Origin of the sequence: Caulobacter sp. Root1472 (assembly GCF_001426985.1) — a bacterium.
GTDB lineage: Bacteria > Pseudomonadota > Alphaproteobacteria > Caulobacterales > Caulobacteraceae > Caulobacter > Caulobacter rhizosphaerae.
Genome location: NZ_LMFX01000045.1, coordinates 21698 through 43813, shown reverse-complemented (window position 1 = coordinate 43813; position 22116 = coordinate 21698). Strand labels below are relative to the sequence as shown.

Genomic DNA, 22116 nt, shown 5'->3' with positions numbered 1-22116 from the left:
CTCCACCTTTCGGCGATCGCCGGTTGACGAGATCGATGACAACTGTCAACGTCACATGGGTGACAGTTGTCATCGAAGGGCGCGGCCATGAAGATCAGTTCGGCGGAGAGCGTGGTGATGGAGGCGCTGTGGCGGCGCAGCCCCCTGACCTCGGAGGCGATCATGGCCGAGGTCTGTGCGCCCCAGGGCTGGACCGAGGGCACCGTGAAGGTGCTGATCAGCCGCCTGCTGAAGAAGAAGGCGGTCGGCGCGACTCCGGAGGGGCGGCGCTATCTCTATTCGCCGCTCGTCTCGCGCAAGGCCTATGTCGGCAGCGAGAGCCAGGGCCTGCTGGACCGCCTGTTCGACGGTCGACTGGCCCCGCTGGTGGCCCACTTCTCCGATAGCGACAAGCTGAGCGAGCAGGACGTCGCCGAGCTGAAGGCCCTGATCGAGAAGATCGGCAAATGAGCGGCGCGGTCCTGTCCCTGCTGGGGCGCGGCCAACTGGCCCTGACGATCGGGCTCCTGCTGGTCCTGGCCCTGCGGCGCCCGGTGCGCCGGGCGTTTGGCCCGGCGGCGGCCTATTCTTTGTGGCTGGCCGTTCCGCTGTGCCTGCTGGCCGGCCTGCTGCCCGCCCTGCCCCCTACCGGAGCCATGGCCCCGGTGGTCTCCCTGCTCGCCGACGCCGCCAGGCAGGCCAGGCCGATCGCGCGCCAGGCGCGGCAGGTGTCGGACCTTCTGCTGGCCTTGTGGGCGGCCGGCGCCATCGGGGCGGCGGCGCTGTTCGCCATGCGCCAGGCCCGTTTCGTCCGCGGCCTGGGTCGCCTGGTCCCGTCGCCCTCCGATCCCGCCCTGCTGTTGGGCCAGCACACCGGCGCCGGTCCGCTGCTGCTGGGCGCGTTGCGGCCCCGCATCGTCGCGCCCGCCGACTTCGACGCCCGCTTCGAGGGCGCGGCGCGCGAGCTCGTCCTGGCCCACGAGCGCGTGCACCTGGCGCGGGGCGACGCGCTCGTGAACGCCCTGGTCGTCGTCGCGCGGTGCCTGGCCTGGTTCAATCCCCTGGCGCACCTGGCCGCTCGGCGCCTGCGCATGGACCAGGAGATCGCTTGCGACGCGGTCGTGGTCGAACGTCATCCCGATGCTCGCCGTCTCTACGCCGAGGCCCTGCTGAGCAGCGCCCTGACCCCCGTTTCGCCGCCGTTCGGCTGCTACTGGCCCGCTGCGGGCCCCCATCCCCTGAAGGAGAGACTGATGATGCTGCAGATCACTTCGACGACTCCGTATCGCAAGGCGTTCGGCGCCGTGCTGGTGGGCGCGGTGGGCCTGACCGCCGCCGGCGCGGTCTGGGCCGCCAATCCGCCCAAGCCCACCGTCGCCGCGCCCGTCTGGATCCAGCGCCCCGGCGGCGAGGACATGGCGCGCTACTATCCGAAAGCGGCGATCACGGCCGGGGTCGGCGCCGCCAAGGTGGTGATCGACTGCGGGATCACCGGCGAGGGCCGCCTGGACAACTGTCGGGTCCGGCAAGAGGAGCCGGCGCAGTACGGCTTCGGCGAGGCCACGATCCAGCTCGCCAGCCATTTCCGGATGGCCGCCAACGATCTCGACGGCAAGCCGACGGCCGGCGGCACGGTCCGCATCCCGGTCGTGTTCGTCCGCGCCCCCGACCTGGCGCCGGTGAGTTCGGACTCGCCCGAGCTCGCCAAGCCGGCTCCAGATTCGGCGAGCTAGAGCCTTTTCTGACGAGGCCTACAGCCTGTCCGGACACGAAAACGCCCGCCCCTAATGGAGCGGGCGTCCCCGTCTAGCTCAAGAGGCTAGATCAGCAGCAAGGACCGCCGTTGCAGCAGGCCGCGCCGAGGGCGCAGCAAGCCTGGACAGCCTTGGTCACGGCGTCCGGCGCGGCGGCGTAGGCGGCCGTGGCGGAAACCAGCAGCATGAAGGCTGCGGTCGAGAAGATGCGTTTCATGATGATTTTCCGATTTCAGAGGGATGGGTTCTCGTCTGAACGGGGCGTCATCGGGGCGGCGGAAGCTCCGGGGCCGGGTCGCGGCCCGCAGGCGGCAGGGCGTTCATGGACGCGACGGGCGAGGCCCCGATCTCGGCCGGCCCCGTGATCGCGGTCTCGGGCGCCGCGAGGACGTGACAGGCCAGCACGCAGGCGTCCGGGCAGGGCGCCTTTCCGTCCCGATCGTGGTCGCCCTGGTCGTGGCACGGCGCCTCGGCGCAGCAATCGCCTTTGGACATCGCGGCGACGGCGGGCGTCAGCGGCGCGGCGAACAGCAGGAGCGCGCACAGGGCCATCAGCCCCCGCACCCATCCGCCGGTCTTCGCGCGTCCACCCGTCATCCTTCCATCCTGTCCCAATTCTCGGGGTCAGGAAAGCCGCGGGCCCATCTTACGTGTTCAAGTCCCGAAGGCGCCCCAGGGACAACCGGTCGCAGGTGAAGCTCGCCAAACACGCCGGCCATTTACGACTCCGCAACGCCAAGCGGCGAAGGTGAAATCCCAACGACGCCTCGCCGAATGGCTGCATGGACACGCTCGCCCGCCTTATCGACCGCCGAGCCCCGATCGACCCCGCGACCCTGTGCGCCGAGGTCCGGGCGCTGTTCGACGTCCATGCCACCCTCGCCGCCCTGGCCGTGGCGGTGGACGGCAAGCCGGTCGGCCTGGTCTATCGCGACGTGTTCCTGGGTCAGATGGCCGTTGCGCCCGACCTGGCGCAGCGTCCTGTCGCCGAGGTCATGGACGCCAATCCGCGCACCGTCGCCGCCGACCTGTGCGTGACCGAGTTCGTCGAACGCATCGCCCGCAGCGCCACCCCCGTTTTCCGCAGCGCCTATGTCGGCGTCGACGAGACCGGTGGTTATGTCGGCGTCGGCGGGCTCAACTCGCTGCTCACCTCGCATCGCCGCCGCCAGCGCGAGGCCGACGAGGCCATGGCCCTGGTCGAGCGCATGGCCCACGACATCGGCCGCCACCTGGACGGCGTGCTGGCCTTCACCGAGCGGCTGGAGCAGTCGCGACTGACGCCCGACGCCAGCGCCTATGTCCGGGCCATCGGCGACACCAGCCGCGACATGAGCCTGGTCCTGGGCCGGGCCATGGACCTGCGCCGCGCGGCGACCGGCGGCCTGACGCTGTCGCCGGCTCCCGCCCTGCTGCGCGACCTCAGCGACGCCGTCGAGGCCCGCTGGGCGCCGCGCGCCGCCGAGGGCGGCAGCACCCTGCTGTTCTCCTATGATGGCGACCCGGAAGCCGCCGCCCTGATCGACGCCGACCGCGTGCTGCAGGTGTTCGACGCCCTGATCGAGAGCGCCCTGGCCCATGGCCGCGGGGTGATCGAGGCCAGCCTCAAGGCCCGCCCGGTTGAGGGCGGCCTGAAGCTGGAGGCCCGCGTGCGCGACAACGCCGCGGGCTCGGCCGAGGTCCGCCTGGCCCGGGTGTTCGACCCGCTGGGCATGGCCAGCATGGAAGACCGCAACGAACTGGCCCTGGGCGTCGGTATGGCCCTGGCCCACGGCCTGACCCGGGCCATGGGCGGTCCGCTGCGCGCCGAGGCCAATCTGGGCGCCGGCCTGACCCTGCAGTTCACCCTCACCGTGCCCGCCGCGACGCTGGCGACCGAGGCCGATGACGAGCCGATGATGGACGCCCGCTCGGCCCACATCCTGATCGTCGACGACAACGCCACCAACCGCATGGTCGCCGAGGCGCTGTGCGAGATGTTCGACTGCACCTCCGAGCAGGTGGTCGACGGCGTCGAGGCCGTCGAGGCCGCCAAGTCCGGCCGCTTCGACCTGATCCTGATGGACATCAAGATGCCGCGCATGGACGGCGTCACCGCCACCCGCGCCATCCGCGAGCTGCCCGGACGAGCCGGGTCGGCGCCGATCGTCGCCCTGACCGCCAACGCCGACCCCAACGACGTGGCCACCTACATCGCCGCGGGCATGCAGGACGTGGTCGAAAAGCCGATCAAGCCCGAGCGCCTGGCCGTGGTCCTGTCGGCCCTGCTGGGCGCCGACGAGGACGAGGACGCCGAGGCCGCCGCCTAGGGCTTGGCGTCTGCGACGCCGCGCTTGGTCCTCGTCCTTCGACAAGCTCAGGATGAGGACCACTGTTTAGGCCTCGGCAGTCGAAAACCTCATCCTGAGCCTGGCGAAGGACGAGGTTTTCGCTTCCGAATTGCGACTATTGACCTGCCTTGCCCGTCGCCTTGGCCGCCTCGGCCTCCATGCGCGCCAGCAGGTCCCGCAAGGTCGCGCCGCCGCCGTGCGGATCGTTGGCCAGCGGCCGCAGCAGCACGACCGCGCGCGCATAGTCGCCCCGCATCGCCAGGGCCTGCACCGCCTGCAGCGTCACGTCCGCCACCTGCGGCGCCAGTTCCGCGGCCAGCAGAAGCCCCTCCATCACATTGTCGCTGGGATAGCCCGGCGACAGCGAGCGACTGCGGGCGTAGGCCAGCAGGATCTGGTAGCGGGCGCCGTCGATCTTGAACGCCTGTCCCAGCACCAGCGAGGCCTGCTTGTAGAGCGCCGGCTGCTGGACGGGATCGGCGTCGCCCATCGCCATCAGGGTCAGGGCCTTCAGTTCCAGCGCCTCGACGTCGTCCGGCGCGGCGGCCAGGCGCCGGTCGATCACCGCCTGGGCGAGGACGAAATCCTCGGCTTGCAACCGGGCCCGAGCGAGGGCCCGTTCGGCCAGGGGATCGCCCGGATAGCGGGCGGCGCGCTTGCCGATGTCCTCGGCGAAGGCCTTGCGCGCCGCCGTGTCACCGACCGGCGAAATCATGCGGACCGTCTCCAGCAGCAGGTCGTCGGCCGAGGCCGGCATCGCGGTCACGGTCACCTCGACCGGTCGGCTGCGCTTGCGGGTGAAGGCGCTGACCGGCAGTTGGGTGCGGGTGTAGTCACGCAGGTCCTTCTGCAGGACGGCCAAGGTCTTGCCGGTCGCCGCCTCCATCGCCGGGACGGACGGCGCGCCGCCGCCGACCGCCTTCATATAGGCCTGGAGTTGGGCGTAGCGGGCCGGATCGCTCATCATGTAGTGGGTCAGCAGCCAGGCCTGCGGATAGTAGTTGACCCATTTCGGGTCGCCGACCCGGGGCCGCTCGCTGAGCAGCTTGTCCAGCGGCAGCCAGTCGCTCTGCATCAACCACGCGGCCCGGTTCGAATTGAACTTGCCGACGACGATGCTGTCGCCGCGGATGTCCGTTGTCATGAAGTACTCGGCGTAGCCCTCGACCAGCCAGGGCGCATAGGCGAAGTTGAAGTACTGCTTCATGAAGTGGTGCACGTACTCGTGTAGCATCACGTCGTCGTTCTCGGCCTCCTTGGCCCGGCCGACGGTGGCGACGCAGGCGATGCCGGCCGCGTCGGCGACATAGTAGCCGCGCAGGGTCTCGTCGGCGTCCGGCCTCGCGCGGCGCATCATGGCCGCGCCGCGCACCAGGTAGATGTCCAGCTTGCGCGGCGGCGCGGCGTTGATCGGCAAGCCGTGCATGGACCGCAGAACCATGTCGAAGTCCTCGAGCCGGGTGGCGTAATCGCGCAGCACGTCCTCGCCGACAGGTCCCTGAATCACGAACCGCGAGGTCTCCGCCCGGCGCCAGGAGCCGGTCGGCGCTGTCTCGGCTCGCGCCGTCTCGCCCGCGGCTGACAAGGCCAGCAGTCCCAGCACCACGCTCCGCCGATCGGCTCCCTCGGCCGCCGCGCTCCACTTGATCATGCCCACCCCCAAAGCCACTCGACCTGAGGTTAGTCCGGAGCCGCGACGAAACTCAAGCGACGAAGCGGACCGAACGCCTGCCCCGCGGCTCAGGCTGCAGGGCGGGAAACTCGGTCATCAACGCGGCTCCAAGATCGTCCTTGATCCGCCTCATATTTCGATCATATTGGAAATATGGAATCGAAAGCCGCCGTCGCCAGTCTGTCCGCCCTGGGCCACGAGGGGCGCCTGGCCATCTTCCGCCTGTTGGTCCAGGCGGGCCCGGCCGGGGTGGCGGCGGGCGAGATCGCGCGGCGGCTGGACAGCCTGCCCAACACCCTGTCGGCCAATCTCAACGTCCTGTCGCACGCCGGCCTGATCGTCTCGCGCCGCGAGGGGCGGTCGATCGTCTATTCGGCCGACTTCGCGGCCATGAGCGGCCTGCTGGGCTTCCTGATGGCGGATTGCTGCGCCAGCGCGCCGGAGATCTGCGCCCCGCTGGGCGACATCCTGGCCAGGGCCGCCGACTGCGGCGTGGCCTGCTCGCCGCCGCGGCCGTCGTGACCACGGTCTCCCTGCCGCGCCGCCTGGCCGCCGAGGCGCTGGGATCGGGACTGCTGCTGGCCGTGGTGGTCGGCTCCGGAATCATGGGCGAGCGCCTGGCCGGCGGCAATGTCGCCATCGCCCTGCTGGGCAACACCCTGGCCACCGGCGCGGCCCTGGTCGTGCTGATCACCGTGTTCGGACCGCTCTCGGGCGCCCATTTCAACCCCGCCGTCACCCTGGTGGCCGCCCTCCGGCGCGACCTGCCCTGGCGCACGGCCCTGGCCTATCCGCCGGCCCAGCTGACCGGCGCGGTGCTCGGCGTCTGGTGCGCCCACGCCATGTTCGGCGAGGCGATCTGGCAGGTCTCGACCAAGACCCGTCTCGGCCCGGCCCAGGCCTTCGCCGAGTTCGTCGCCACCTTCGGCCTGGTCGCCACCATCCTGGGCACGGTGCGGTTCCGCCCGGACTTCACAGCCGTGGCCGTCGGCCTCTACATCACCGCCGCCTACTGGTTCACGGCCTCGACATCATTCGCCAACCCAGCGGTGACGATCGCCCGCAGCCTCAGCAACACCTTCGCCGGCATCGCCCCCTCGGGCGTTGCGGTCTTCATCCTGGCCCAGGCGGCCGGCGCGCTGGTCGCGGCGGCAGTCTTCGGCTGGCTTCTGAAAGACGAGCAGACCCCATGACCGACGCCCCCGACTTCCCCGTGACGATCTTCCACAACCCCGCCTGCGGCACCTCGCGCAACGTGGTGGCCATGGTCCAGGCGGCCGGCTATGCGCCGACGGTGGTGGAATACCTGAAGGCCGGCTGGACGGCCGACCAGCTGCGCGACCTGGCCGGGCGAGCGGGCCTTTCCGTGCGCGACCTGATGCGCGAGAAGGGCACGCCCGCCGCCGAGCTGGGCCTGCTGGACGAAGGCGTCGGCGAGGACCGCCTGGTGGAGGCCATGGTCGCCCACCCGATCCTGGTCAACCGCCCGCTGGTGGTCACCCCCAAGGGCGTCGGACTGTGCCGGCCGTCCGAGACGGTGCTGAACCTGCTGGATCGCAAGCCCGCCAGCTTCACCAAGGAGGACGGCGAGGTGGTGGCGTTGGGCTGAGAGCTTATCCGACCCAATAGCGTCGCCACCCCGGACGAGCGCTTCTGTATTTTCGATTCAGCCCTAGGGTGGGGCATGCGCTCGACCCCGCTCCGCCGCATGCGCCGCGCCCTGACCACCCTGCCCGACGCGCGCGGCTGGGCGCTGTGCGGGCTGGTCGCCGCAGTCACGGGCGGGGCGATGGCCGCCCTGGGCTTCTCGACCGGCCTCTATGCCGTGACCCCGGCCGAGCCCGGCCTGCCGCTGCGGCTCTTGACCGTGCTGTTCGTGCCGGCCCTGGGCGAGGAGATCCCTTTTCGCGGCCTGCTGGTCCCGGCCCGCGACGAGGCCGGCCGGCCCTGGACGGCCATCGCGCTCTCGACCGCCCTCTATGTCGCCTGGCACCCGTTGGAGGCCCTGACCTTCATGCCGAAGGCGACGATGTTCCTGCGCCCGGACTTCCTGGCCTGCACGGCGATCCTGGGCCTGGGCTGCGCGCTGATGCGGTGGCGGACCGGCTCGCTGTGGCCGGCGGTGATCCTGCACGGCGGCTTCGTGGTGGTCTGGCAGACCTGGCTGGGCGGGGTGCGGCTGTGAGGCCTAGAAGCTGAACGCCAGCTTGGCGCCGACGAACTTGCCGTCGGGGTCGTAGCCGCGGGCGCGGCCCGCCCCGCTGTCGTCGGCATTGGGCTTGAGGCCGCACAGCAGGCCCGCGCCCAGCAGGGCGTCGCCGGCGACCTTGCCCTCGATCGAGGTCCGCGCCACGCCGGGCGGTAGCGGGGCCGGCGCACGCGAATACAGCACCGGCAGGCCGGGCGCGGCCAGGTCCAGCGGTTTGGCCGGGGCCAGCGACAGCTTGGGCGCAACGGCCGGCCGGACCTCGGCCTGGGCGGCGCCAACCAGGGCGAAGGCCGCGACCAGGGCGAGCGTGGCGGGACGAAGAACGGGCGTCATGGGTCCAAGATGGGAAGCCGGCGGCGCACGCCAAGAGGCCCCGGCTCTCCGCGGTCGACGAGGACGTGGCGGAGGCCCGCCCTGCGACGCTGCACCGCAGCATTGAACCTTGAAAATGACAACGTTGTCATCTATATGAGCGTTGTTGGAGGCGTCAAGCGACGTCTCGGTTCGAACCGGAAAAACCCATGCTCAGCCTGATCGTCCTGACCCTTTCGGCCATCAAGGCGCAACGCGCCGCCGCCTGAAGCCGACCCAAACGGCCGCTTTCCGCCGCCGCATCGAAAAGGCCCGCGAACCCCGTTCGCGGGCCTTTTTCTTGTGTGCGGCGCAACAAGCGAGCCGAAATCTCGATCGCCATCTAGCGTCGCTGTTCAGCGGGCCCATATCCCCGGTTCAACTTGGAGATGCTCGCTCTTGCCCATCCACGTCTTGCGCAATCTGGGTCTGGCGGGGCTTCTCGCCGTGACGACAGCCGCCCATGCCGACCCGATTCAGGCGCAGCCTGCCAGCCCGGCCACGCCGCCCGCCGCATCGGCCATACCCGCGCACGGCGTCACCCGTTTCAAGATCGGGTCGCTCGAGGCCGCGGCCCTGTTCGACGGAACCATCACCATCGCGAACGACGGGAAGACCTTCGGCCTGGGCCATTCGCCAGCCGAAGTGGCGGCGGTGCTTAAGGCGAACGGGCTGCGGCAGGACCAGCTGGAGCTCGGAATCCAGCCGCTCCTGGTGCGCAGCGGCGCCCGGGTCCTGCTGTTCGACACCGGGGCCGGCGACGCCAGCTTCGCCCGCGGCGGCCATATCCAGGCCTCCCTGCGCGCCGCCGGCGTGGGCCCCGCCCAGGTCACCGACATCTTCATCTCGCACGCCCATCCCGATCACGTGGGCGGGCTCCTGGGTTCGGGCGGCGGGCTCGCCTTCCCCAACGCCGCCATTCACCTCTCCGCGCCGGAATGGGCGGCCATGAGGGCCAACAAGGACCAGGCCGCGCTTGCGGCCGCCATCGCGCCCAAGGTCATCGCCTTCGCCCCCGGCGCCGCCGTCCTGCCAGGCCTGGTCACCGCCGTGCCGGTGAACGGGCACACCCCAGGTCACAGCGCCTACGAAGTCGCGTCGGGGCCAGATCGCCTGCTCTACATCGGCGACAGCGCGCACCACTTCGTCATCTCGGTGCAAAAGCCGGAATGGACCGTGGAGTTCGACGGCGATGCGCCGACCGCCCAGGCCAGCCGCCGCGCCCTGCTGCGGCGCGCGGCCGACCAGAACCTGCGGCTCTACGCCGTCCACTTCCCTTATCCAGGCGTTGGCCGCGTGAAGGCGCAGGGCGACGGGTTCGTCTGGATCCCGGAGACGCCCTAGGCGGAGACCTTGGCTGACTGTGTTACGGCGACCGATTGAGCCCACCCAGCGCTTCGGCGCGACCGGCTCCTAGTTCCCCTCCTCCAGCAGCCGCCGGGCGATGACCTGGGCCTGGATCTCGCCGGCGCCCTCGAAGATGTTGAGGATCCGGGCGTCGGCCAGCAGGCGGCTGGCGGCGTATTCCAGGGCGAAGCCGTTGCCGCCGTGGATCTGCAGGGCGTTGTCGGCGGCGGCCCAGGCGACGCGGGCGGCGATCAGCTTGGCCATGCCCGCCTCCAGGTCGCAGCGCTTGCCCTCGTCCTTCTGGCGGGCGGCGTAGTAGGTCAGCTGGCGCACGCCCATGATCTCGGCCGCCATCATGACCAGCTTGTTGTGGACGCGGGGGAACTCGAAAATCGCCTGGCCGAACTGCTGGCGGTCCAGGGCGTAGGCCAGACCGGTCTCAAGCCCCGCCTGGGCCACGCCGACGGCGCGGGCGGCGGTCTGGATGCGGGCGCTCTCGAAGGTGGCCATCAGCTGCTTGAAGCCCTGGCCCGGGACGCCGCCCAGCAGGTTCGCGGCCGGCACGGCGAAGCCGTCGAAGCCCAGCTCGTACTCCTTCATGCCGCGATAGCCGATCACCCCGATCTCGCCGCCGCTCATCCCTTCGGCCGGGAAGTCGTCGCCGTCTACGCCGCGCGGCTTCGGCGCCAGCAGCATCGACAGGCCGCGATAGTCGCTGGTGGCCGGGTCGGTGCGGACCAGCAGGGTCATGACGTCGGCGCGGGCTGCGTGGGTGATCCAGGTCTTGTTCCCGGTCACCGCGTACTGGTCGCCCTTCAGCTCGGCGCGGGTGCGCAAAGCCCCCAGGTCCGAGCCGGTGTTGGGCTCGGTGAACACCGCCGTCGGCAGGATCGAGGCGTCGGCGATCCTGGGCAGCCAGTATTGCTTCTGCGCCTCGGTCCCGCCGGTCAGGATCAGCTCGCCGGCGATCTCCGAGCGGGTGGCCAGCGAGCCGACGCCGATCCAGGCCCGCGACAGTTCCTCGGACACCACGCACATGGCGGTCTTGCCCATGCCGCTGCCGCCGTACTCTTCAGGGATGGTCAGGCCGAACACGCCCAGGGCGCCCAGTTCCTCGACCAGTTCGATCGGGATCAGCTGGTCCTTCAGGTGCCAGTCCTGGGCGAAGGGGGTGACCTTTTCCTCGGCGAAGGCGTGGAACTGGTCGCGGACCATCTCGAAGGTCTCGTCCAGCCCCGTCCGCTCCAGGGTCGGGCGACCGCGCGCCTCGGCCAGACGACGGGCGATGCGGGTCTTCACCGGCTGCGTGCCGCCCTCGACCATCAGCTTCATCAGGCCGTTGGAATAGAGCCGGTTCAGCACCGAACGATCGGTGACCAGGTGGGCGGGGCGGACGATCTCGCCCTGGTTCATCGGCACGCCGCCGACCAGCTGGGCGCAGTATTCGGAAAACAGCAGCTGGGCCAGCAGGGCCTCGACCTCGCCGAACCGGCCCTCAGCCTCCAGCCGCTCGGCCCAGCCGGCGACCTGGTTCATCAGCTCGGCATAGGCGGCGTACCAGCCATAGCCGTGCACCTGGTGCTGGCGCTCGTCGGCTAGGGCGCGGTCGATCTTGCCGTCCGGCCCGCTGATCGCCGCCTTCACGGCCGGTCGGGCCTCGGCCACGAACTGCTGGGCCGCGCCGGCCGCCTCGCGCAGCAGCATGGTCAGGCCCGGCAGGATCAGGGACTTCGGAGTTTCCTGGGCGACCGTCCCGGTCATGGCTTGCTCCCGTGCGCCAAACAGTTGTTTTCTTCCACTGTGGAGTCTTTCGCAGCTGCGAGCAATGCCGCAGCGCAGCATAACGACTCATCGAGGGAAGAAACATGCTGGTCGTCCATCACCTCAACGAGTCGCGCTCGCAGCGGATCCTCTGGCTGCTGGAGGAGCTGGCCCTGCCCTACGAGATCCGCTTCTACGAGCGCGACCCCCAGACCCGCCTGGCGCCGCCGGCCCTGCTGCACGTCCACCCGCTGGGCAAGTCGCCGGTGCTGACCGACGGGGCGGCGACGATCATCGAGAGCGGGGCGATCACCGACTATGTCATCCGCCGCCACGCCGGCGGCCGGCTGGCGCCCGACCCGGCCAGCCCCGACTACGACGCCTACCAGCAGTGGCTGCACTATGCCGAGGGCTCGGCCATGCTGCCGCTGCTGCTGCGGCTGTATGTCGGCCGGCTGGGCGCGGCCGGCGCGCCGCTGCATCCGCGCATCGAGAGCGAGATCGCCAACCACCTGGCCTATGTCGACGCCGCCCTGGCCGGCCGCGACTTCTTCGTCGGCGACGCCCTGACCGGGGCCGACATCCAGATGAGCTTCGTGGCCGAGGTCGCCAAGGCGCACGGCAAGCTGGCCGACTATCCGAACCTCGAGGCCTGGATCGGCCGCATGCACGCGCGGCCGGCCTGGCAGGCGGCGCTGGCCAAGAGCGGACCGTACGGGTTGGGGGACTAGGCGCGCCAGGAAGCCCCCCTCGCGCCAGAGTTACACACAGACCAGCGCTCACCCGCGCTTCACAAGCTTGACGATATCGGCTTAGGTGGGCGCGCGGGATGGGGCCCGCGGGGGAAATATCTTTGAAACTGTTCCATAAAGCCGCCGTCGCGGCGCTGTTCGCCATGGCCGCGACCACCGCCCACGCCCAGACCGTCAAGGTGCCGGAAGGCACCGAGGTGGTGATCAGCGTCGACGACAAGCTGTCGTCGGACACCAGCCACGAGGGCGACCGCTTCTCGATCAGCCTGGTCGACGACATCGTCCTGGCCGACGGCACGAAGCTGCCGGCCGGCCTGAAGGGCGCGGGGGAAGTCACCCACGCCAAGAAGAAGGGCATGATGGGCAAGCCGGGAGAACTGAACGTCCGCTTCGACTACATCAAGGCCGGCGACACCAAGATCAAGCTGCGCGGCCAGAAGGGCGCGGAGGGCGACGCGCGCTACGGCACGACGATCACCCTGACCGTGCTGTTCGGCCCGTTGGGCCTGATCAAGCACGGCAAGGACGTCGAGATCAAACCCGGCCAGCGGATGACCATCTTCACCGACGCCGACGCCTCGGTGGAGCTGCCGGGCGCTCCGGTGATCCCGGCCGCCGCGCCAGCCACGGCGGCTCCGGCCGCGGCCGCCGCGCCGGTCGGCACGGCCAACTAGGCTTTCGGATTCTCGAAACGACGAAGCCCCCTCTTCACGGAGGGGGCTTTTTCTTTGCGCCCTGGCCGGCGGAGTGGAGCGCTCTCCCCCAGAAAGACGGCCATACCTCACGGCGCATCGGCCACGCCCAGGAGAAGTCGGTGTAGGCGGTTGGGGTGCGGACGGCGTCGGCCCGCCGGCGTCCCGATCGTCAAAAAATCGTACATGAACGAAATCTGTCATTCGACCTGACGGCGCCGTTCAGCTTCGCCTTGGCATAGTGCGTCTCACGGGGCCGACGGCTCCGCACCATCAAGGGACGAAGGACTAAGAAGACCATGACCATCATGACCGCCACCAAGACGATTTCGCTGAGCCTGGCCATGGCCGCCACCGCCCTGACCATGGTCGCGGCGCCCACCGCCGCCAGCGCCATGTCGCAGAAGCTGGGCGGGGTCGTCGGCTGCGACGCCTCGGGCGGCAAGCAGGAAGTCGGCGCCGTGCTCGGCGGCGTCCTCGGCGCCGTCGCCGGCAACAAGCTGGCCAAGCACGACCGCGGCACGGGCACCGCCATCGGCGCCGTGGTCGGCGCGGGCGCGGGCTCCTACGCCGGCTGCCAGATGCAGAAGAGCCGGGCGGCCAACAACGCCGGCGGCGTCTACACCAGCAACGGCATCCGCGTCGCCAGCTCGGTCGAAGCCGCCCCGATGACCAAGATCAAGGGCAAGTACGTCGCCCGCTCGACCCTGAACCTGCGTAGCGGCGCCTCGACCCGCGCCCAGGCCCTGGGCTCGGTCCAGGCCGGCGAGACCTTCCAGGCCCTGGGCCGCACCGGCGACGGCAAGTGGATCCTGGTCGGCCAGGACGGCGTCGGCGTCGGCTACGTCTCCAGCGCCTACGTCTACCGGGCGTAACACCACTGGGGACAGGCGCCTGCGCCTGTCCCCGACAGGGGCCGCTTAGCGTCAGGCCCAGTACGGCAAGCCCGTCTGCCCTCCCGGCAGGCGGGCTTGTTCGCGCCTGGCGTCCGGGTCGCGCGGTGATAGGCTGCCCGACAGGGGTGTCGGAACGGGTGCAAGATGGGTGAGCGCGGCGGAAGTTTCTGGGGGCGGTTCAGGATGACGGCCCTGTGGCTGTCGATGGCCGCCTTGGTGAGCCTCGTCGGATCTCCCTTGCGAACCACCACGAACACCCTGCCGGTCCCAGGCGCGATCGGCGACGACTTTTCCTATGTGAGACAAGGGTTTCACTATTCGCTCGGCCTGGCGGGCATGCTCTCGATCTTCGCGATCCTCTACGGTGTTCTGGCGCTGGCGGGTGCCCGTTATCGGGGCTGGATGGGCTACACTCACCTTGCCTTCTCGGCCGGCGGCGCGTTGCTGATCTTGTCGCCGGCGTTGTTCGTCGCCTTGCTGGCTGATTGGTCGTCCGATCCTCTGGCCGCCTTCCGCGTCTGGAATGGCGCCTCGGCCATCGGCTACGCCATGACCCTAGCCGGCGTGGCGATGTTCGCGGTGGTGCTGACCGACACCTGGCGACGCAGCAAGCCGAGGACGAAGGCGCCTGCCGCCTTGCCGCCGACCCACGGCTAGGCTTCAGTGCGCCCCTGACTTCATCCAGGACGCCTCCATGATCGCCCCGACCCGCCGCGCCGCCCTGCTGTCGGCCTTCGCCACCGTCGGGGCCGCGGCGCTGGCCAGGCCGGCTTTGGCAAGGCAGACGGGCAAGGCCGGGGCGGCCGTCGACCAGTTCGCCCAGGAGGTCATGGCGGCCTTCCCCGACGAGCCGGGCCTGGGGATCACCGTGGTCGAGGACGGCGAGATCACCCTGGCCAAGGGCTATGGCGTGCGCCGTCTGGGCGGGCCCGACAAGGTCACCGACTCCACCCTGTTCGGCGTGGCCTCCAACACCAAGGCCTTCACCGCCGCCGCCCTGGCCATGCTGGTCGAGGAGGGCAAGCTGGCCTGGGACGACCCGGTCACCAAATACCTGCCCGCTTTCGAGATGAGCGACCCGATCGTCACCCGGCTGATGACCGTGCGTGACCTGCTGTGTCACCGCTCGGGCCTGACCCTGGGGGCCGGCGACCTGATGATCTGGCCCAATCCCACCCACACGCGGGCCGACATCGTCGCGGGGCTGAAATACCTGCCGATCGGCGGCCAGTTCCGGGGCGGCTACGCCTACGACAACGTGCTGTACGTGGCGGCCGGCGAGGTGATCGCCGCCCTGACCGGCGCGCCGTGGGAGGTGTTCATCCAGAAGCGGATCCTGGACCCGCTGAAGATGACCGACAGCGTGCCCCTGCCCTCGCTGATCGGAAACCGGCCGCGGGCCGAGCCGCACGCGCGGATGGGGTCGCCGGTGCGCGGCCTGGGTCCGCAGACCGTGCTGCCGTTCGACGGCAGCTTCGACTCGGCCGGCGCCGCCGGCGGCCTCAACGCCAGCCCGCGCGACATCGGCAAGTGGATGCAGGTCCAGCTGGGCCTGGGCACGACGCCCGGCGGGGTGAAGCTGTGGACCGAGGCCTCGGGCCGCGAGATGTGGAAGCCCCAGACCATCACCGCCTGGTCCGACGGCCCGATCGCCGACAATCCCGTGCGCGCCAGCCTGCAGGCCTACGCCCTGGGCTGGTTCGTCAACGACCACCGCGGCGAGAAGATCGTCTGGCACACCGGCGGCCTGGCCGGCTTCATCTCCTATACCGGCCTGCTGCCGGGCCGGAAGTCGGGGATCATGGTGATGACCAACGCCGAGGAGACGCCGGTCTTCCGCAGCTTGCGCTACGGCGGCCCCGACCGGCTGCAGGGGCGCAGCGACTTCGACTGGATCGCCTCCAGCAAGAAGGTCCAGGCCGAGTCCGAGGCCAAGCTGGTCAAGGACGCGGCCGAGGCCATGACCCCCAAGGGCGGCGGCGCGCCTCCCACCCTGCCGCTGGCGGCCTATGCCGGGACCTATCGCGATCCCTGGTACGGCGCGGTGACGGTTTCCGTCGCTGGGAAGGGCAAGAAGACGTCGCTGAAGATCGCCTTCGACAAGACCCCAGCGCTGAAGGGCGCCCTGGAAACCTTCGACGGCGACACCTTCAAGACCCGCTTCGACGACCGCTCGCAGGAGGACGCCTTCGTGGTGTTTTCGGTCAAGGACGGCGCGGTGACCGGGGCCACGATGCGCGCGGTCTCGCCCCTGGCGGACTTTTCGTATGACTATCAGGATCTGAAGCTGGTGAAGATCTGATCCCCCGTCATTCTTGGACTTGTTCCGAGGACCCCTGGGTCCGCCTAGTTGCCGTCACAGGTCTGGCCGCGACCTCTACGCTCCACGGATCATCCTTCTTCTCAGCTGGACCAGGGGCCCTCGGAACAAGTCCGAGGATGACGGCGGTGGGGGTGCGGGCCGCGACAACCAGAACACTTGCAGAACACGAACATTGATCGCAAACTCTCCTCATGGAGGAGCGTTATCCCTGGATCGCCGTCTACATCCTCAGCGACCACTATCGTGGCACGCTCTATATCGGCGTGACCAGCGACCTGATCAGCCGCGTCATCAAGCATCGCGAGGGCGTCTTCGACGGCTTCACCAAGCAATACGGCCTTCATCGTCTAGTCTGGTACGAAACGTTCGGTTCGATGACCGAGGCCATCCAGCGCGAGAAGACGCTTAAGCACTGGGTGCGGGACTGGAAGATCAACCTGATCGAGCGGGATAATCCCTGCTGGAACGACCTGTTCGACCCGATCGTCAACTGGACGCCGGTTCCGCGCCAGGTGTGATCCCCTCCTCGTCATCCTCGGACTTGTTCCGAGGACCCCTGCTTCAACCGAGGTGAAGGTCGATCCGTGGGGCGGTGAGATCGCGGCAGAACCTGCGACGGCGACTAGGCGGACCTAGGGGTCCTCGGAACAAGTTCGAGGATGACGGGCGTTCCGACCCAACCCCAGCCCGACAATTGCAGGTTGCACGGCGTTCGTCCCGAAAGAGCACACGCCATGCCGCCCAGCCGTCGTCGTCCCCCTCGCGCCTTCGCCGAAACCGAAACCGGCGGGGCGGCGGTCGAGAACGCGCTGGTGCTGAGCCTGACGGCGGTGATGATCTACGCCTTCAAGACGACCAGCGGCGTCGCGGCCCTGCTCAAGACGTTCCAGCAGGCGATGGCGGCGATCCTGCGCGCCCTGGGCTAAACCGGCCGCCACCCCTCGGCGATCAGTTGGATCTGCTTGTCCATCGTCGCCGACAGTTCGGTCGCCGAGGCCTGGCGGCTGGCGGCCAGACGGTAGTTCCAGGCATAGGCGGCCTTGAGCAGGTCGATGACCAGTTGCGGGTCCAGGTCGGGGCGGACGTCGCCACGGGCGACTCCCTCCTCCAGCACCTCGCGCAGCATCTGGGTCAGGCGCTCGTTGCGGCCGTAGGGCGTGACGCCCGGATCCGGACTGGGGCTGTAGGAGGCGGCGATGTGGGCCAGGAACAGCTTCACCCGCCGGGTTTCGAACTCGTAGTGGATGGCGAAGATCGAGCAAAGCCGATCCGCCGTCGAGCCGCGCAGGTACGGCACGACCCGGTCGAACTCGGCATAGAGCTCGCCCAGGCGCCGATCCATGACATGGCTGAGCACCTCCGCCTTGGACGCGAAGGTGGTGAACACGCTGCCGACCGAAACCCCCGCCCGTTCGGCGATGGCCCGGATGGTGGTCTCTTCGTACCCCGTCTCGTTGAACAGGTCGCGCGCCGCCTCAAGCACTTTTTCGCGCGTCGCCTGTTTCTGATCGTCTCTCACGCCCACGCACTTTCCCCCCGGATAGTCTGCGTCGCTTTTATTGTTCCGGGGGCGGCGCTCCGGCAAAGAGCGTCCGCCCCCGGCCGTAATCTTATGCGCGCGCGCCCGCCAGAATGACTTTCAGTTGATCTGAAAGTCGCGACAGCAGCGCCTCGACCGACCAGGCGTCAAAAATCGCCCGGCGGTAATTGGCGACATACACGTCCCAGATGATCTCGGCGAGCAGCTTAACGTCCGCGTCCGTTTTCAGTTCACCGCGCTCGACGCCGCGGGTCAGAACACCGTTCAACAGGGCGAAGATGTGCTTGAGGTGACCGCGATTGCGGCGCTCGGCGGTTTCCGAACGGGTCCACGACACGGCGATGCTGGCCTGCAGCAGCGGCAACTGCTCGACGTGGAAGCCGTAGGCGACGGCGAACATGCCGATCACGCCTTCTTCCACCGTGGCGGCGTTGACGCCGGCCCGCTTCATCTGGGCGTAGATGACTTCGTAGTCGGCGGTCAGGATCTCGTCGAACAGCTCGCTCTTGTCGGAGAAGCTGGCGAACACCGCGCCGGTCGACATGCCGGCGGCCTGGGCGATGTCGCGGATGGTCGCGCCTTCATAGCCGCGCTCGGTGAACAGGCGACGGGCGGCCGACAGGACCCGCTCGCGGGTGCGCTGCTTGGCCAGGGCCCGGCGCGTCAGCTTGACGGGGGCGTCGGTCGGCGACTCGATGTTCAGGGATACAAAGCTCATTCCACAGTCTCCAGGCGAGCAAGCGCGGCTTCGGCGCGCTTCTCGAATTCGAGGCAATATTCATCGACGACGCTGGTCAGGACGTCGGCGTAGCGGCGCGCCAGAGCGCGCCCGTCCTGCGCGGCGTCGCGCAGGTCGGTGATCAGTTGGCGGACTTCAGCCATGGCGTCTTCGCGTTCGGACGCGGAGAAGTCGGCGGCGGCGATATGGGCGCCCCGGGCCATTCTGTTTCTCCTGCCTCCCCGCTGAAAAAGGCGCTGACATGACCTGCGGTGAGGAGGTGATCATGTTCAACGAACGCACACTTGAATTGGAAGGTGGCGCGTTTATCCCGTGCCGCAAGGGTGCGCAACCGAAAAACCTAATCAGAATCCCCTAACAGCAACGTTTATAGGATGTATGGTATCGTTAGCAGTCGGTCACTGCGACAAATGCGCTCAACGAACAGGGTCGCCGAATGACGATATGGAACTTCGCGGCCGATCTAGGTCCGACTGGCGACGGGATTAGGGCGCGCTCTGGCCAAGCCTGAAGCAAGCGCCTAGCTTGCGGCCATGAGCCACCTGTTCGATTTCCTGGTCCCGATCGTGCTCGCCGCGGTGCTGATCACGCTGTGCGTCGGCATCTACGCCCTGTTCCGCGGCGGCGATTTCGGGCGTTCCTATTCCAACAAGCTGATGCGCCTGCGCGTGGCGCTGCAGTTCCTGGCCGTGCTGGTGCTGGTCGCCGCCTTCTGGTGGCGCACCCACTGAACACTTGGGAACCCCCACTGAAACGCGACGGCCATCCTGCTTGCGGGATAGGAACGGCCGTCGCGCCTAAGCTGTTGAACGCATAAGCTACTGAACGCCTAAGCTCGGAGCGGCTAGGGGGAAGGCGCTCCGGTAAGGCGAGTAGAGCGCAGCGGCGCACCGATAGCGATAGGACAACTTGTCCTGGGGCAAGTTGTCATTCGACAGCCTGGAGAGACCGCCGATGGTGACGCTGAACCGCATCTATACCCGCACCGGCGACAAGGGCCTGACGCGGCTCTCCACCGGCCAGCCCGTCAGCAAGGCCTCGCTGCGAGTCGAGGCCTATGGCGGGGTCGACGAAACCAACGCCTTCATCGGCGTGGCCCGTCAGCACACCAGGGCCGACCCCGAGCTCGACGCCCTGCTCGAGCGCATCCAGAACGACCTGTTCGACCTGGGCGCCGACCTGGCCACTCCCGAGCAGAACGAGAAGCCCGACTGGGAGCCGCTGCGCGTGGTCGACAGCCAGGTCGCGCGGCTGGAGCGCGAGATCGATGCGATGAACGAACGGCTCTCCCCCCTGACCTCGTTCATCCTGCCGGCCGGCAGCCCGGCCGCGGCGGCCCTGCACGTGGCCCGCACGGTCTGCCGCCGGGCCGAGCGCGGCCTGGTGGAGTTGATGGCCGTCGAGGGCGAGATCGTCGGCGAACCGGCCCTGCGCTACCTGAACCGCCTGTCGGACCTGCTGTTCGTCGCCGCCCGCCGCGCCAATGACGACGGCGCCGCCGACGTGCTGTGGAAACCGGGGGCGACGCGCTAGGGGAAGCGCTCTACTTCGCCGGCCGGCTGGCCGACGGACCTTCCATCTTCTTGGGATCGGTGTTGATCGGCGGCACGTTGAGCGGCCGCTGGGTCAGGGTCTCGATCGAGTAGATCTTGGCGCACTTCATCCAGCGCCCGGCCCAGGCGTAGTCCGACCCGCGCGCGACGCAGCGGTCCCGCGGCCAGACGTAGAAGTAGTGGAAGCAGAAGACGCTGAGAGTCGCGCCGAGGAACACGGCGAAGAAGATCTTCTGCAGGCGAGGGATGGTGCTCTTCATGGCCGCCTCATACTGGCCCGTCGCGTGGCTGGCCAGAGGCTAAAGCGCCGATCCACGGCGGCCGTTCGCCTATGCGCTCAGTGTGCGCCGCAGCAGACGTGGGGCGCGAACTATCCTACGACTGTTTGAACGTAGCGATCGCGAATGCATTACGCTTACGTCAGGGGAAACTTGCAAACCTGCGTGGACGCGCTAATTCCGTCGGCGCAGGCAGGAAAAACTAGCCAGGAGGCGGCGTAGACCGATGAAGGTTCTGGTCCCGGTCAAACGGGTTATCGATTACAATGTGAAGGTCCGGGTGAAGCCCGATCAGACCGGCGTCGACCTGGCGAACGTCAAGATGTCGATGAACCCCTTCTGCGAGATCGCGGTCGAGGAAGCCGTCCGCCTCAAGGAAAAGGGCGTCGCGACCGAAGTCGTGATCGTCTCAATCGGCCCGCAGCAGGCGCAGGAAACCATCCGCACGGCCCTGGCCATGGGCGGCGACCGCGGGATCCTGATCACCACCGACGCCGATCCCGAGCCGCTGGCCGTGGCCAAGCTGCTGGCGGCCATGGTCGCCGAGGAAGCGCCCCAACTGGTGCTGATGGGCAAGCAGGCCATCGACGGCGACAACAACGCCGTGGGCCAGATGCTGTCGGCCCTGCTGGGCTGGCCGCAGGCCACCTACGCCTCGGCGATCGAGGTGTCGGGCGCGACCGCCAAGGTCACCCGCGAAGTCGACGGGGGCCTGCAGACCCTGGACGTCGACCTGCCCGCCGTCGTCACCGCCGACCTGCGCCTGAACGAGCCGCGCTACGCCTCCTTGCCCAACATCATGAAGGCCAAGAAGAAGGAAATCGCGCAGAAGGCCGTCGCCGACTACGGCGTCGACGTCGCCCCGCGCCTCAAGGTCGTCAAGGTGGCCGAACCGGCCAAGCGCTCGGCCGGCGTCAAGCTCGAATCCGCCGCCGACCTCGTCTCCAAGCTCAAAACCGCGGGGGTGCTGTAATGGCCGTTCTCGTCGTCGCCGATAACGACAACGCGCACCTGCGCGATGGCACCCACAAGACCGTCACCGCCGCCCTGAAGCTGTCGGGCGACGTCGACATCCTGGTCCTCGGCCAGGGCGTGGCCGGCGTCGCCGCCGAGGCCGCTAAGATCGCCGGCGTCCGCAAGGTGCTGGTCTCCGAGAGCGAGGCCCTGGGCCACGGGATCGCCGAGGCGGAAGCCGACGCGGTGCTGGCCCTGGCCGGCGCCTATGACGCCATCCTGGTTCCGGCCACCTCGGGCGGCAAGAACTTCGCCCCGCGTGTCGCCGCCAAGCTGGACGTCGCCCCGATCAGCGACATCGTCGACGTCGTCTCGGCCGACACCTTCACGCGCCCGATCTATGCCGGCAACGCGCTGGAGACCGTCCAGACCTCGGACGCCAAGAAGGTGATCACCGTGCGTCCCACCGCCTTCGCGGCGGCGGGCGAAGGCGGCTCGGCCCCGGTCGAGACCGTGGGCGGCGCTGAAGCCGGCAAGACCCGCTTCGTCAGCGAGGAGATGGTCAAGTCGGACCGCCCGGAACTGGCCGCGGCCAAGATCGTCGTCTCGGGCGGCCGCGCCATGGGCTCGGCCGAGGAGTTCCAGAAGGTGATCGAGCCCCTGGCCGACAAGCTGGGCGCCGCCGTCGGGGCCTCGCGCGCCGCGGTCGACGCGGGCTACGCGCCCAACGACTACCAGGTCGGCCAGACCGGCAAGGTGGTCGCGCCGGCGCTGTACGTCGCCATCGGCATTTCGGGCGCCATCCAGCACCTGGCCGGCATGAAGGACAGCAAGATCATCGTCGCGATCAACAAGGACGCCGACGCCCCGATCTTCCAGATCGCCGACTACGGCCTGGTGGCCGACTACAAGTCCGCCGTGCCGGAACTGATGGACGCCCTGACGGCGGCCGGGAAGTAAGGCTTTCGCGTTCGAGCGAAGACAGG

28 protein-coding genes are annotated in these 22116 nt (G+C 69.0%); 19 read left to right on the top strand and 9 right to left on the bottom strand.

Annotated elements, in window-relative coordinates:
• Nucleotides 1-87: 87 nt before the first annotated feature.
• Both ASD47_RS21640 and ASD47_RS21635 read left to right on the top strand, forming a co-directional pair.
• On the top strand, nt 88-450 hold the full coding sequence (locus ASD47_RS21640; protein WP_056761173.1) for a BlaI/MecI/CopY family transcriptional regulator: 363 nt from the start codon (nt 88-90) through the stop codon (nt 448-450).
• Nucleotides 447-1712 carry a M56 family metallopeptidase gene (locus ASD47_RS21635; protein ID WP_082564743.1) on the top strand — a complete coding sequence of 422 codons (1266 nt, stop codon included), beginning with the start codon at nt 447-449 and terminating at the stop codon, nt 1710-1712. The genes ASD47_RS21640 and ASD47_RS21635 overlap by 4 nt, the downstream gene beginning before the upstream one ends.
• Before the next feature lie 91 nt (nt 1713-1803).
• On the opposite strand, the gene ASD47_RS27160 is transcribed toward ASD47_RS21635, so the two are convergent.
• Complete coding sequence (locus ASD47_RS27160; RefSeq protein ID WP_163232720.1) at nt 1804-1950, bottom strand: hypothetical protein; 147 nt, start codon at nt 1948-1950, stop codon at nt 1804-1806.
• 47 nt (nt 1951-1997) lie between these two features.
• Nucleotides 1998-2330: a hypothetical protein gene (locus ASD47_RS21630; RefSeq protein ID WP_056761170.1), complete on the bottom strand. Its 333-nt coding sequence runs from the start codon at nt 2328-2330 to the stop codon at nt 1998-2000.
• A 185-nt stretch (nt 2331-2515) separates the two neighbouring features.
• Here ASD47_RS21630 and ASD47_RS21625 point away from each other — a divergent pair, with 185 nt between their 5' ends.
• Nucleotides 2516-4042 carry a hybrid sensor histidine kinase/response regulator gene (locus tag ASD47_RS21625; RefSeq protein WP_056761169.1) on the top strand — a complete coding sequence of 509 codons (1527 nt, stop codon included), beginning with the start codon at nt 2516-2518 and terminating at the stop codon, nt 4040-4042.
• A gap of 136 nt (nt 4043-4178) precedes the next feature.
• Here the strand turns inward: ASD47_RS21625 and ASD47_RS21620 are convergent, their stop codons facing one another.
• Nucleotides 4179-5714, bottom strand: a complete 1536-nt coding sequence (locus ASD47_RS21620) for a M48 family metallopeptidase (protein ID WP_056761166.1) — start codon at nt 5712-5714, stop codon at nt 4179-4181.
• 174 nt (nt 5715-5888) lie between these two features.
• Here ASD47_RS21620 and ASD47_RS21615 point away from each other — a divergent pair, with 174 nt between their 5' ends.
• From ASD47_RS21615 to ASD47_RS21600, 4 genes are all read left to right on the top strand, one after another.
• Nucleotides 5889-6257, top strand: coding sequence for a helix-turn-helix transcriptional regulator (locus ASD47_RS21615; RefSeq protein ID WP_056761163.1), 369 nt, complete (start codon nt 5889-5891; stop codon nt 6255-6257).
• Nucleotides 6254-6928, top strand: a complete 675-nt coding sequence (locus tag ASD47_RS21610) for an MIP/aquaporin family protein (protein WP_056761159.1) — start codon at nt 6254-6256, stop codon at nt 6926-6928. Before ASD47_RS21615 ends, ASD47_RS21610 begins: the two co-directional genes overlap by 4 nt.
• Nucleotides 6925-7344, top strand: a complete 420-nt coding sequence (gene arsC, locus ASD47_RS21605) for an arsenate reductase (glutaredoxin) (RefSeq protein ID WP_056761156.1) — start codon at nt 6925-6927, stop codon at nt 7342-7344. The genes ASD47_RS21610 and arsC overlap by 4 nt, the downstream gene beginning before the upstream one ends.
• Before the next feature lie 75 nt (nt 7345-7419).
• Nucleotides 7420-7920, top strand: coding sequence for a type II CAAX prenyl endopeptidase Rce1 family protein (locus tag ASD47_RS21600; RefSeq protein WP_056761152.1), 501 nt, complete (start codon nt 7420-7422; stop codon nt 7918-7920).
• A gap of 3 nt (nt 7921-7923) precedes the next feature.
• On the opposite strand, the gene ASD47_RS21595 is transcribed toward ASD47_RS21600, so the two are convergent.
• Entirely contained in the window at nt 7924-8277 is a 354-nt protein-coding gene (locus ASD47_RS21595; protein ID WP_056761149.1) for a hypothetical protein, read from the bottom strand.
• A gap of 417 nt (nt 8278-8694) precedes the next feature.
• Here ASD47_RS21595 and ASD47_RS21590 point away from each other — a divergent pair, with 417 nt between their 5' ends.
• Nucleotides 8695-9639 carry an MBL fold metallo-hydrolase gene (locus ASD47_RS21590; protein WP_235526066.1) on the top strand — a complete coding sequence of 315 codons (945 nt, stop codon included), beginning with the start codon at nt 8695-8697 and terminating at the stop codon, nt 9637-9639.
• Nucleotides 9640-9708: 69 nt separating this feature from the next.
• Here the strand turns inward: ASD47_RS21590 and ASD47_RS21585 are convergent, their stop codons facing one another.
• Nucleotides 9709-11403, bottom strand: a complete 1695-nt coding sequence (locus tag ASD47_RS21585; protein WP_056761146.1) for an acyl-CoA dehydrogenase family protein — start codon at nt 11401-11403, stop codon at nt 9709-9711.
• Between the two features lie 104 nt (nt 11404-11507).
• Between ASD47_RS21585 and ASD47_RS21580 the strand changes: the two genes are divergently transcribed.
• From ASD47_RS21580 to ASD47_RS21550, 7 genes are all read left to right on the top strand, one after another.
• On the top strand, nt 11508-12134 hold the full coding sequence (locus ASD47_RS21580) for a glutathione S-transferase family protein (protein ID WP_056761143.1): 627 nt from the start codon (nt 11508-11510) through the stop codon (nt 12132-12134).
• Between the two features lie 122 nt (nt 12135-12256).
• Entirely contained in the window at nt 12257-12829 is a 573-nt protein-coding gene (locus ASD47_RS21575; RefSeq protein WP_056761139.1) for a hypothetical protein, read from the top strand.
• Nucleotides 12830-13146: 317 nt separating this feature from the next.
• Complete coding sequence (locus tag ASD47_RS21570) at nt 13147-13722, top strand: SH3 domain-containing protein (protein WP_056761134.1); 576 nt, start codon at nt 13147-13149, stop codon at nt 13720-13722.
• Between the two features lie 258 nt (nt 13723-13980).
• Nucleotides 13981-14400 carry a hypothetical protein gene (locus ASD47_RS21565; protein ID WP_156402372.1) on the top strand — a complete coding sequence of 140 codons (420 nt, stop codon included), beginning with the start codon at nt 13981-13983 and terminating at the stop codon, nt 14398-14400.
• 37 nt (nt 14401-14437) lie between these two features.
• Nucleotides 14438-16045, top strand: coding sequence for a serine hydrolase (locus ASD47_RS21560; RefSeq protein ID WP_056761128.1), 1608 nt, complete (start codon nt 14438-14440; stop codon nt 16043-16045).
• Nucleotides 16046-16257: 212 nt separating this feature from the next.
• Nucleotides 16258-16584: a GIY-YIG nuclease family protein gene (locus ASD47_RS21555; RefSeq protein ID WP_056761125.1), complete on the top strand. Its 327-nt coding sequence runs from the start codon at nt 16258-16260 to the stop codon at nt 16582-16584.
• Nucleotides 16585-16800: 216 nt separating this feature from the next.
• A complete protein-coding gene (locus tag ASD47_RS21550; RefSeq protein WP_056761121.1) occupies nt 16801-16992 on the top strand; it encodes a hypothetical protein in 192 nt (63 codons plus the stop codon).
• Here the strand turns inward: ASD47_RS21550 and ASD47_RS21545 are convergent.
• From ASD47_RS21545 to ASD47_RS21535, 3 genes are all read right to left on the bottom strand, one after another.
• The gene (locus ASD47_RS21545) at nt 16989-17591 is read right to left on the bottom strand and encodes a TetR/AcrR family transcriptional regulator (RefSeq protein ID WP_056761118.1); all 603 of its coding nucleotides are present in this window, start codon (nt 17589-17591) and stop codon (nt 16989-16991) included. The two genes, ASD47_RS21550 and ASD47_RS21545, sit on opposite strands and share 4 nt — an antisense overlap.
• Before the next feature lie 85 nt (nt 17592-17676).
• Nucleotides 17677-18324, bottom strand: coding sequence for a TetR/AcrR family transcriptional regulator (locus ASD47_RS21540; protein ID WP_056761114.1), 648 nt, complete (start codon nt 18322-18324; stop codon nt 17677-17679).
• Nucleotides 18321-18548, bottom strand: a complete 228-nt coding sequence (locus ASD47_RS21535) for a hypothetical protein (RefSeq protein ID WP_056761111.1) — start codon at nt 18546-18548, stop codon at nt 18321-18323. The genes ASD47_RS21540 and ASD47_RS21535 overlap by 4 nt, the downstream gene beginning before the upstream one ends.
• Nucleotides 18549-18878: 330 nt before the next feature.
• Here ASD47_RS21535 and ASD47_RS21530 point away from each other — a divergent pair, with 330 nt between their 5' ends.
• Both ASD47_RS21530 and ASD47_RS21525 read left to right on the top strand, forming a co-directional pair.
• Entirely contained in the window at nt 18879-19076 is a 198-nt protein-coding gene (locus ASD47_RS21530; protein WP_056761108.1) for a twin transmembrane helix small protein, read from the top strand.
• Nucleotides 19077-19299: 223 nt separating this feature from the next.
• Nucleotides 19300-19878: a cob(I)yrinic acid a,c-diamide adenosyltransferase gene (locus ASD47_RS21525; RefSeq protein ID WP_056761104.1), complete on the top strand. Its 579-nt coding sequence runs from the start codon at nt 19300-19302 to the stop codon at nt 19876-19878.
• A gap of 10 nt (nt 19879-19888) precedes the next feature.
• On the opposite strand, the gene ASD47_RS21520 is transcribed toward ASD47_RS21525, so the two are convergent.
• Nucleotides 19889-20158, bottom strand: coding sequence for a hypothetical protein (locus ASD47_RS21520; protein WP_056761100.1), 270 nt, complete (start codon nt 20156-20158; stop codon nt 19889-19891).
• Between the two features lie 244 nt (nt 20159-20402).
• Between ASD47_RS21520 and ASD47_RS21515 the strand changes: the two genes are divergently transcribed.
• Nucleotides 20403-21149 carry an electron transfer flavoprotein subunit beta/FixA family protein gene (locus ASD47_RS21515; RefSeq protein ID WP_056761097.1) on the top strand — a complete coding sequence of 249 codons (747 nt, stop codon included), beginning with the start codon at nt 20403-20405 and terminating at the stop codon, nt 21147-21149.
• On the top strand, nt 21149-22090 hold the full coding sequence (locus ASD47_RS21510) for an electron transfer flavoprotein subunit alpha/FixB family protein (RefSeq protein WP_056761094.1): 942 nt from the start codon (nt 21149-21151) through the stop codon (nt 22088-22090). The genes ASD47_RS21515 and ASD47_RS21510 overlap by 1 nt, the downstream gene beginning before the upstream one ends.
• Nucleotides 22091-22116 lie beyond the last annotated feature (26 nt).

Coding starts and splice junctions, on each gene's coding strand:
- ASD47_RS21640 (WP_056761173.1), top strand. CDS start 88: ATGAAGATCAGTTCGGCGGAGAGCGTGGTGATGGAGGCGCTGTGGCGG.
- ASD47_RS21635 (WP_082564743.1), top strand. CDS start 447: ATGAGCGGCGCGGTCCTGTCCCTGCTGGGGCGCGGCCAACTGGCCCTG.
- ASD47_RS27160 (WP_163232720.1), bottom strand. CDS start 1,950: ATGAAACGCATCTTCTCGACCGCAGCCTTCATGCTGCTGGTTTCCGCC.
- ASD47_RS21630 (WP_056761170.1), bottom strand. CDS start 2,330: ATGACGGGTGGACGCGCGAAGACCGGCGGATGGGTGCGGGGGCTGATG.
- ASD47_RS21625 (WP_056761169.1), top strand. CDS start 2,516: ATGGACACGCTCGCCCGCCTTATCGACCGCCGAGCCCCGATCGACCCC.
- ASD47_RS21620 (WP_056761166.1), bottom strand. CDS start 5,714: ATGATCAAGTGGAGCGCGGCGGCCGAGGGAGCCGATCGGCGGAGCGTG.
- ASD47_RS21615 (WP_056761163.1), top strand. CDS start 5,889: ATGGAATCGAAAGCCGCCGTCGCCAGTCTGTCCGCCCTGGGCCACGAG.
- arsC (WP_056761156.1), top strand. CDS start 6,925: ATGACCGACGCCCCCGACTTCCCCGTGACGATCTTCCACAACCCCGCC.
- ASD47_RS21600 (WP_056761152.1), top strand. CDS start 7,420: ATGCGCTCGACCCCGCTCCGCCGCATGCGCCGCGCCCTGACCACCCTG.
- ASD47_RS21595 (WP_056761149.1), bottom strand. CDS start 8,277: ATGACGCCCGTTCTTCGTCCCGCCACGCTCGCCCTGGTCGCGGCCTTC.
- ASD47_RS21585 (WP_056761146.1), bottom strand. CDS start 11,403: ATGACCGGGACGGTCGCCCAGGAAACTCCGAAGTCCCTGATCCTGCCG.
- ASD47_RS21580 (WP_056761143.1), top strand. CDS start 11,508: ATGCTGGTCGTCCATCACCTCAACGAGTCGCGCTCGCAGCGGATCCTC.
- ASD47_RS21570 (WP_056761134.1), top strand. CDS start 13,147: ATGACCATCATGACCGCCACCAAGACGATTTCGCTGAGCCTGGCCATG.
- ASD47_RS21560 (WP_056761128.1), top strand. CDS start 14,438: ATGATCGCCCCGACCCGCCGCGCCGCCCTGCTGTCGGCCTTCGCCACC.
- ASD47_RS21555 (WP_056761125.1), top strand. CDS start 16,258: ATGGAGGAGCGTTATCCCTGGATCGCCGTCTACATCCTCAGCGACCAC.
- ASD47_RS21550 (WP_056761121.1), top strand. CDS start 16,801: ATGCCGCCCAGCCGTCGTCGTCCCCCTCGCGCCTTCGCCGAAACCGAA.
- ASD47_RS21540 (WP_056761114.1), bottom strand. CDS start 18,324: ATGAGCTTTGTATCCCTGAACATCGAGTCGCCGACCGACGCCCCCGTC.
- ASD47_RS21535 (WP_056761111.1), bottom strand. CDS start 18,548: ATGGCCCGGGGCGCCCATATCGCCGCCGCCGACTTCTCCGCGTCCGAA.
- ASD47_RS21530 (WP_056761108.1), top strand. CDS start 18,879: ATGAGCCACCTGTTCGATTTCCTGGTCCCGATCGTGCTCGCCGCGGTG.
- ASD47_RS21525 (WP_056761104.1), top strand. CDS start 19,300: ATGGTGACGCTGAACCGCATCTATACCCGCACCGGCGACAAGGGCCTG.
- ASD47_RS21520 (WP_056761100.1), bottom strand. CDS start 20,158: ATGAAGAGCACCATCCCTCGCCTGCAGAAGATCTTCTTCGCCGTGTTC.
- ASD47_RS21515 (WP_056761097.1), top strand. CDS start 20,403: ATGAAGGTTCTGGTCCCGGTCAAACGGGTTATCGATTACAATGTGAAG.
- ASD47_RS21510 (WP_056761094.1), top strand. CDS start 21,149: ATGGCCGTTCTCGTCGTCGCCGATAACGACAACGCGCACCTGCGCGAT.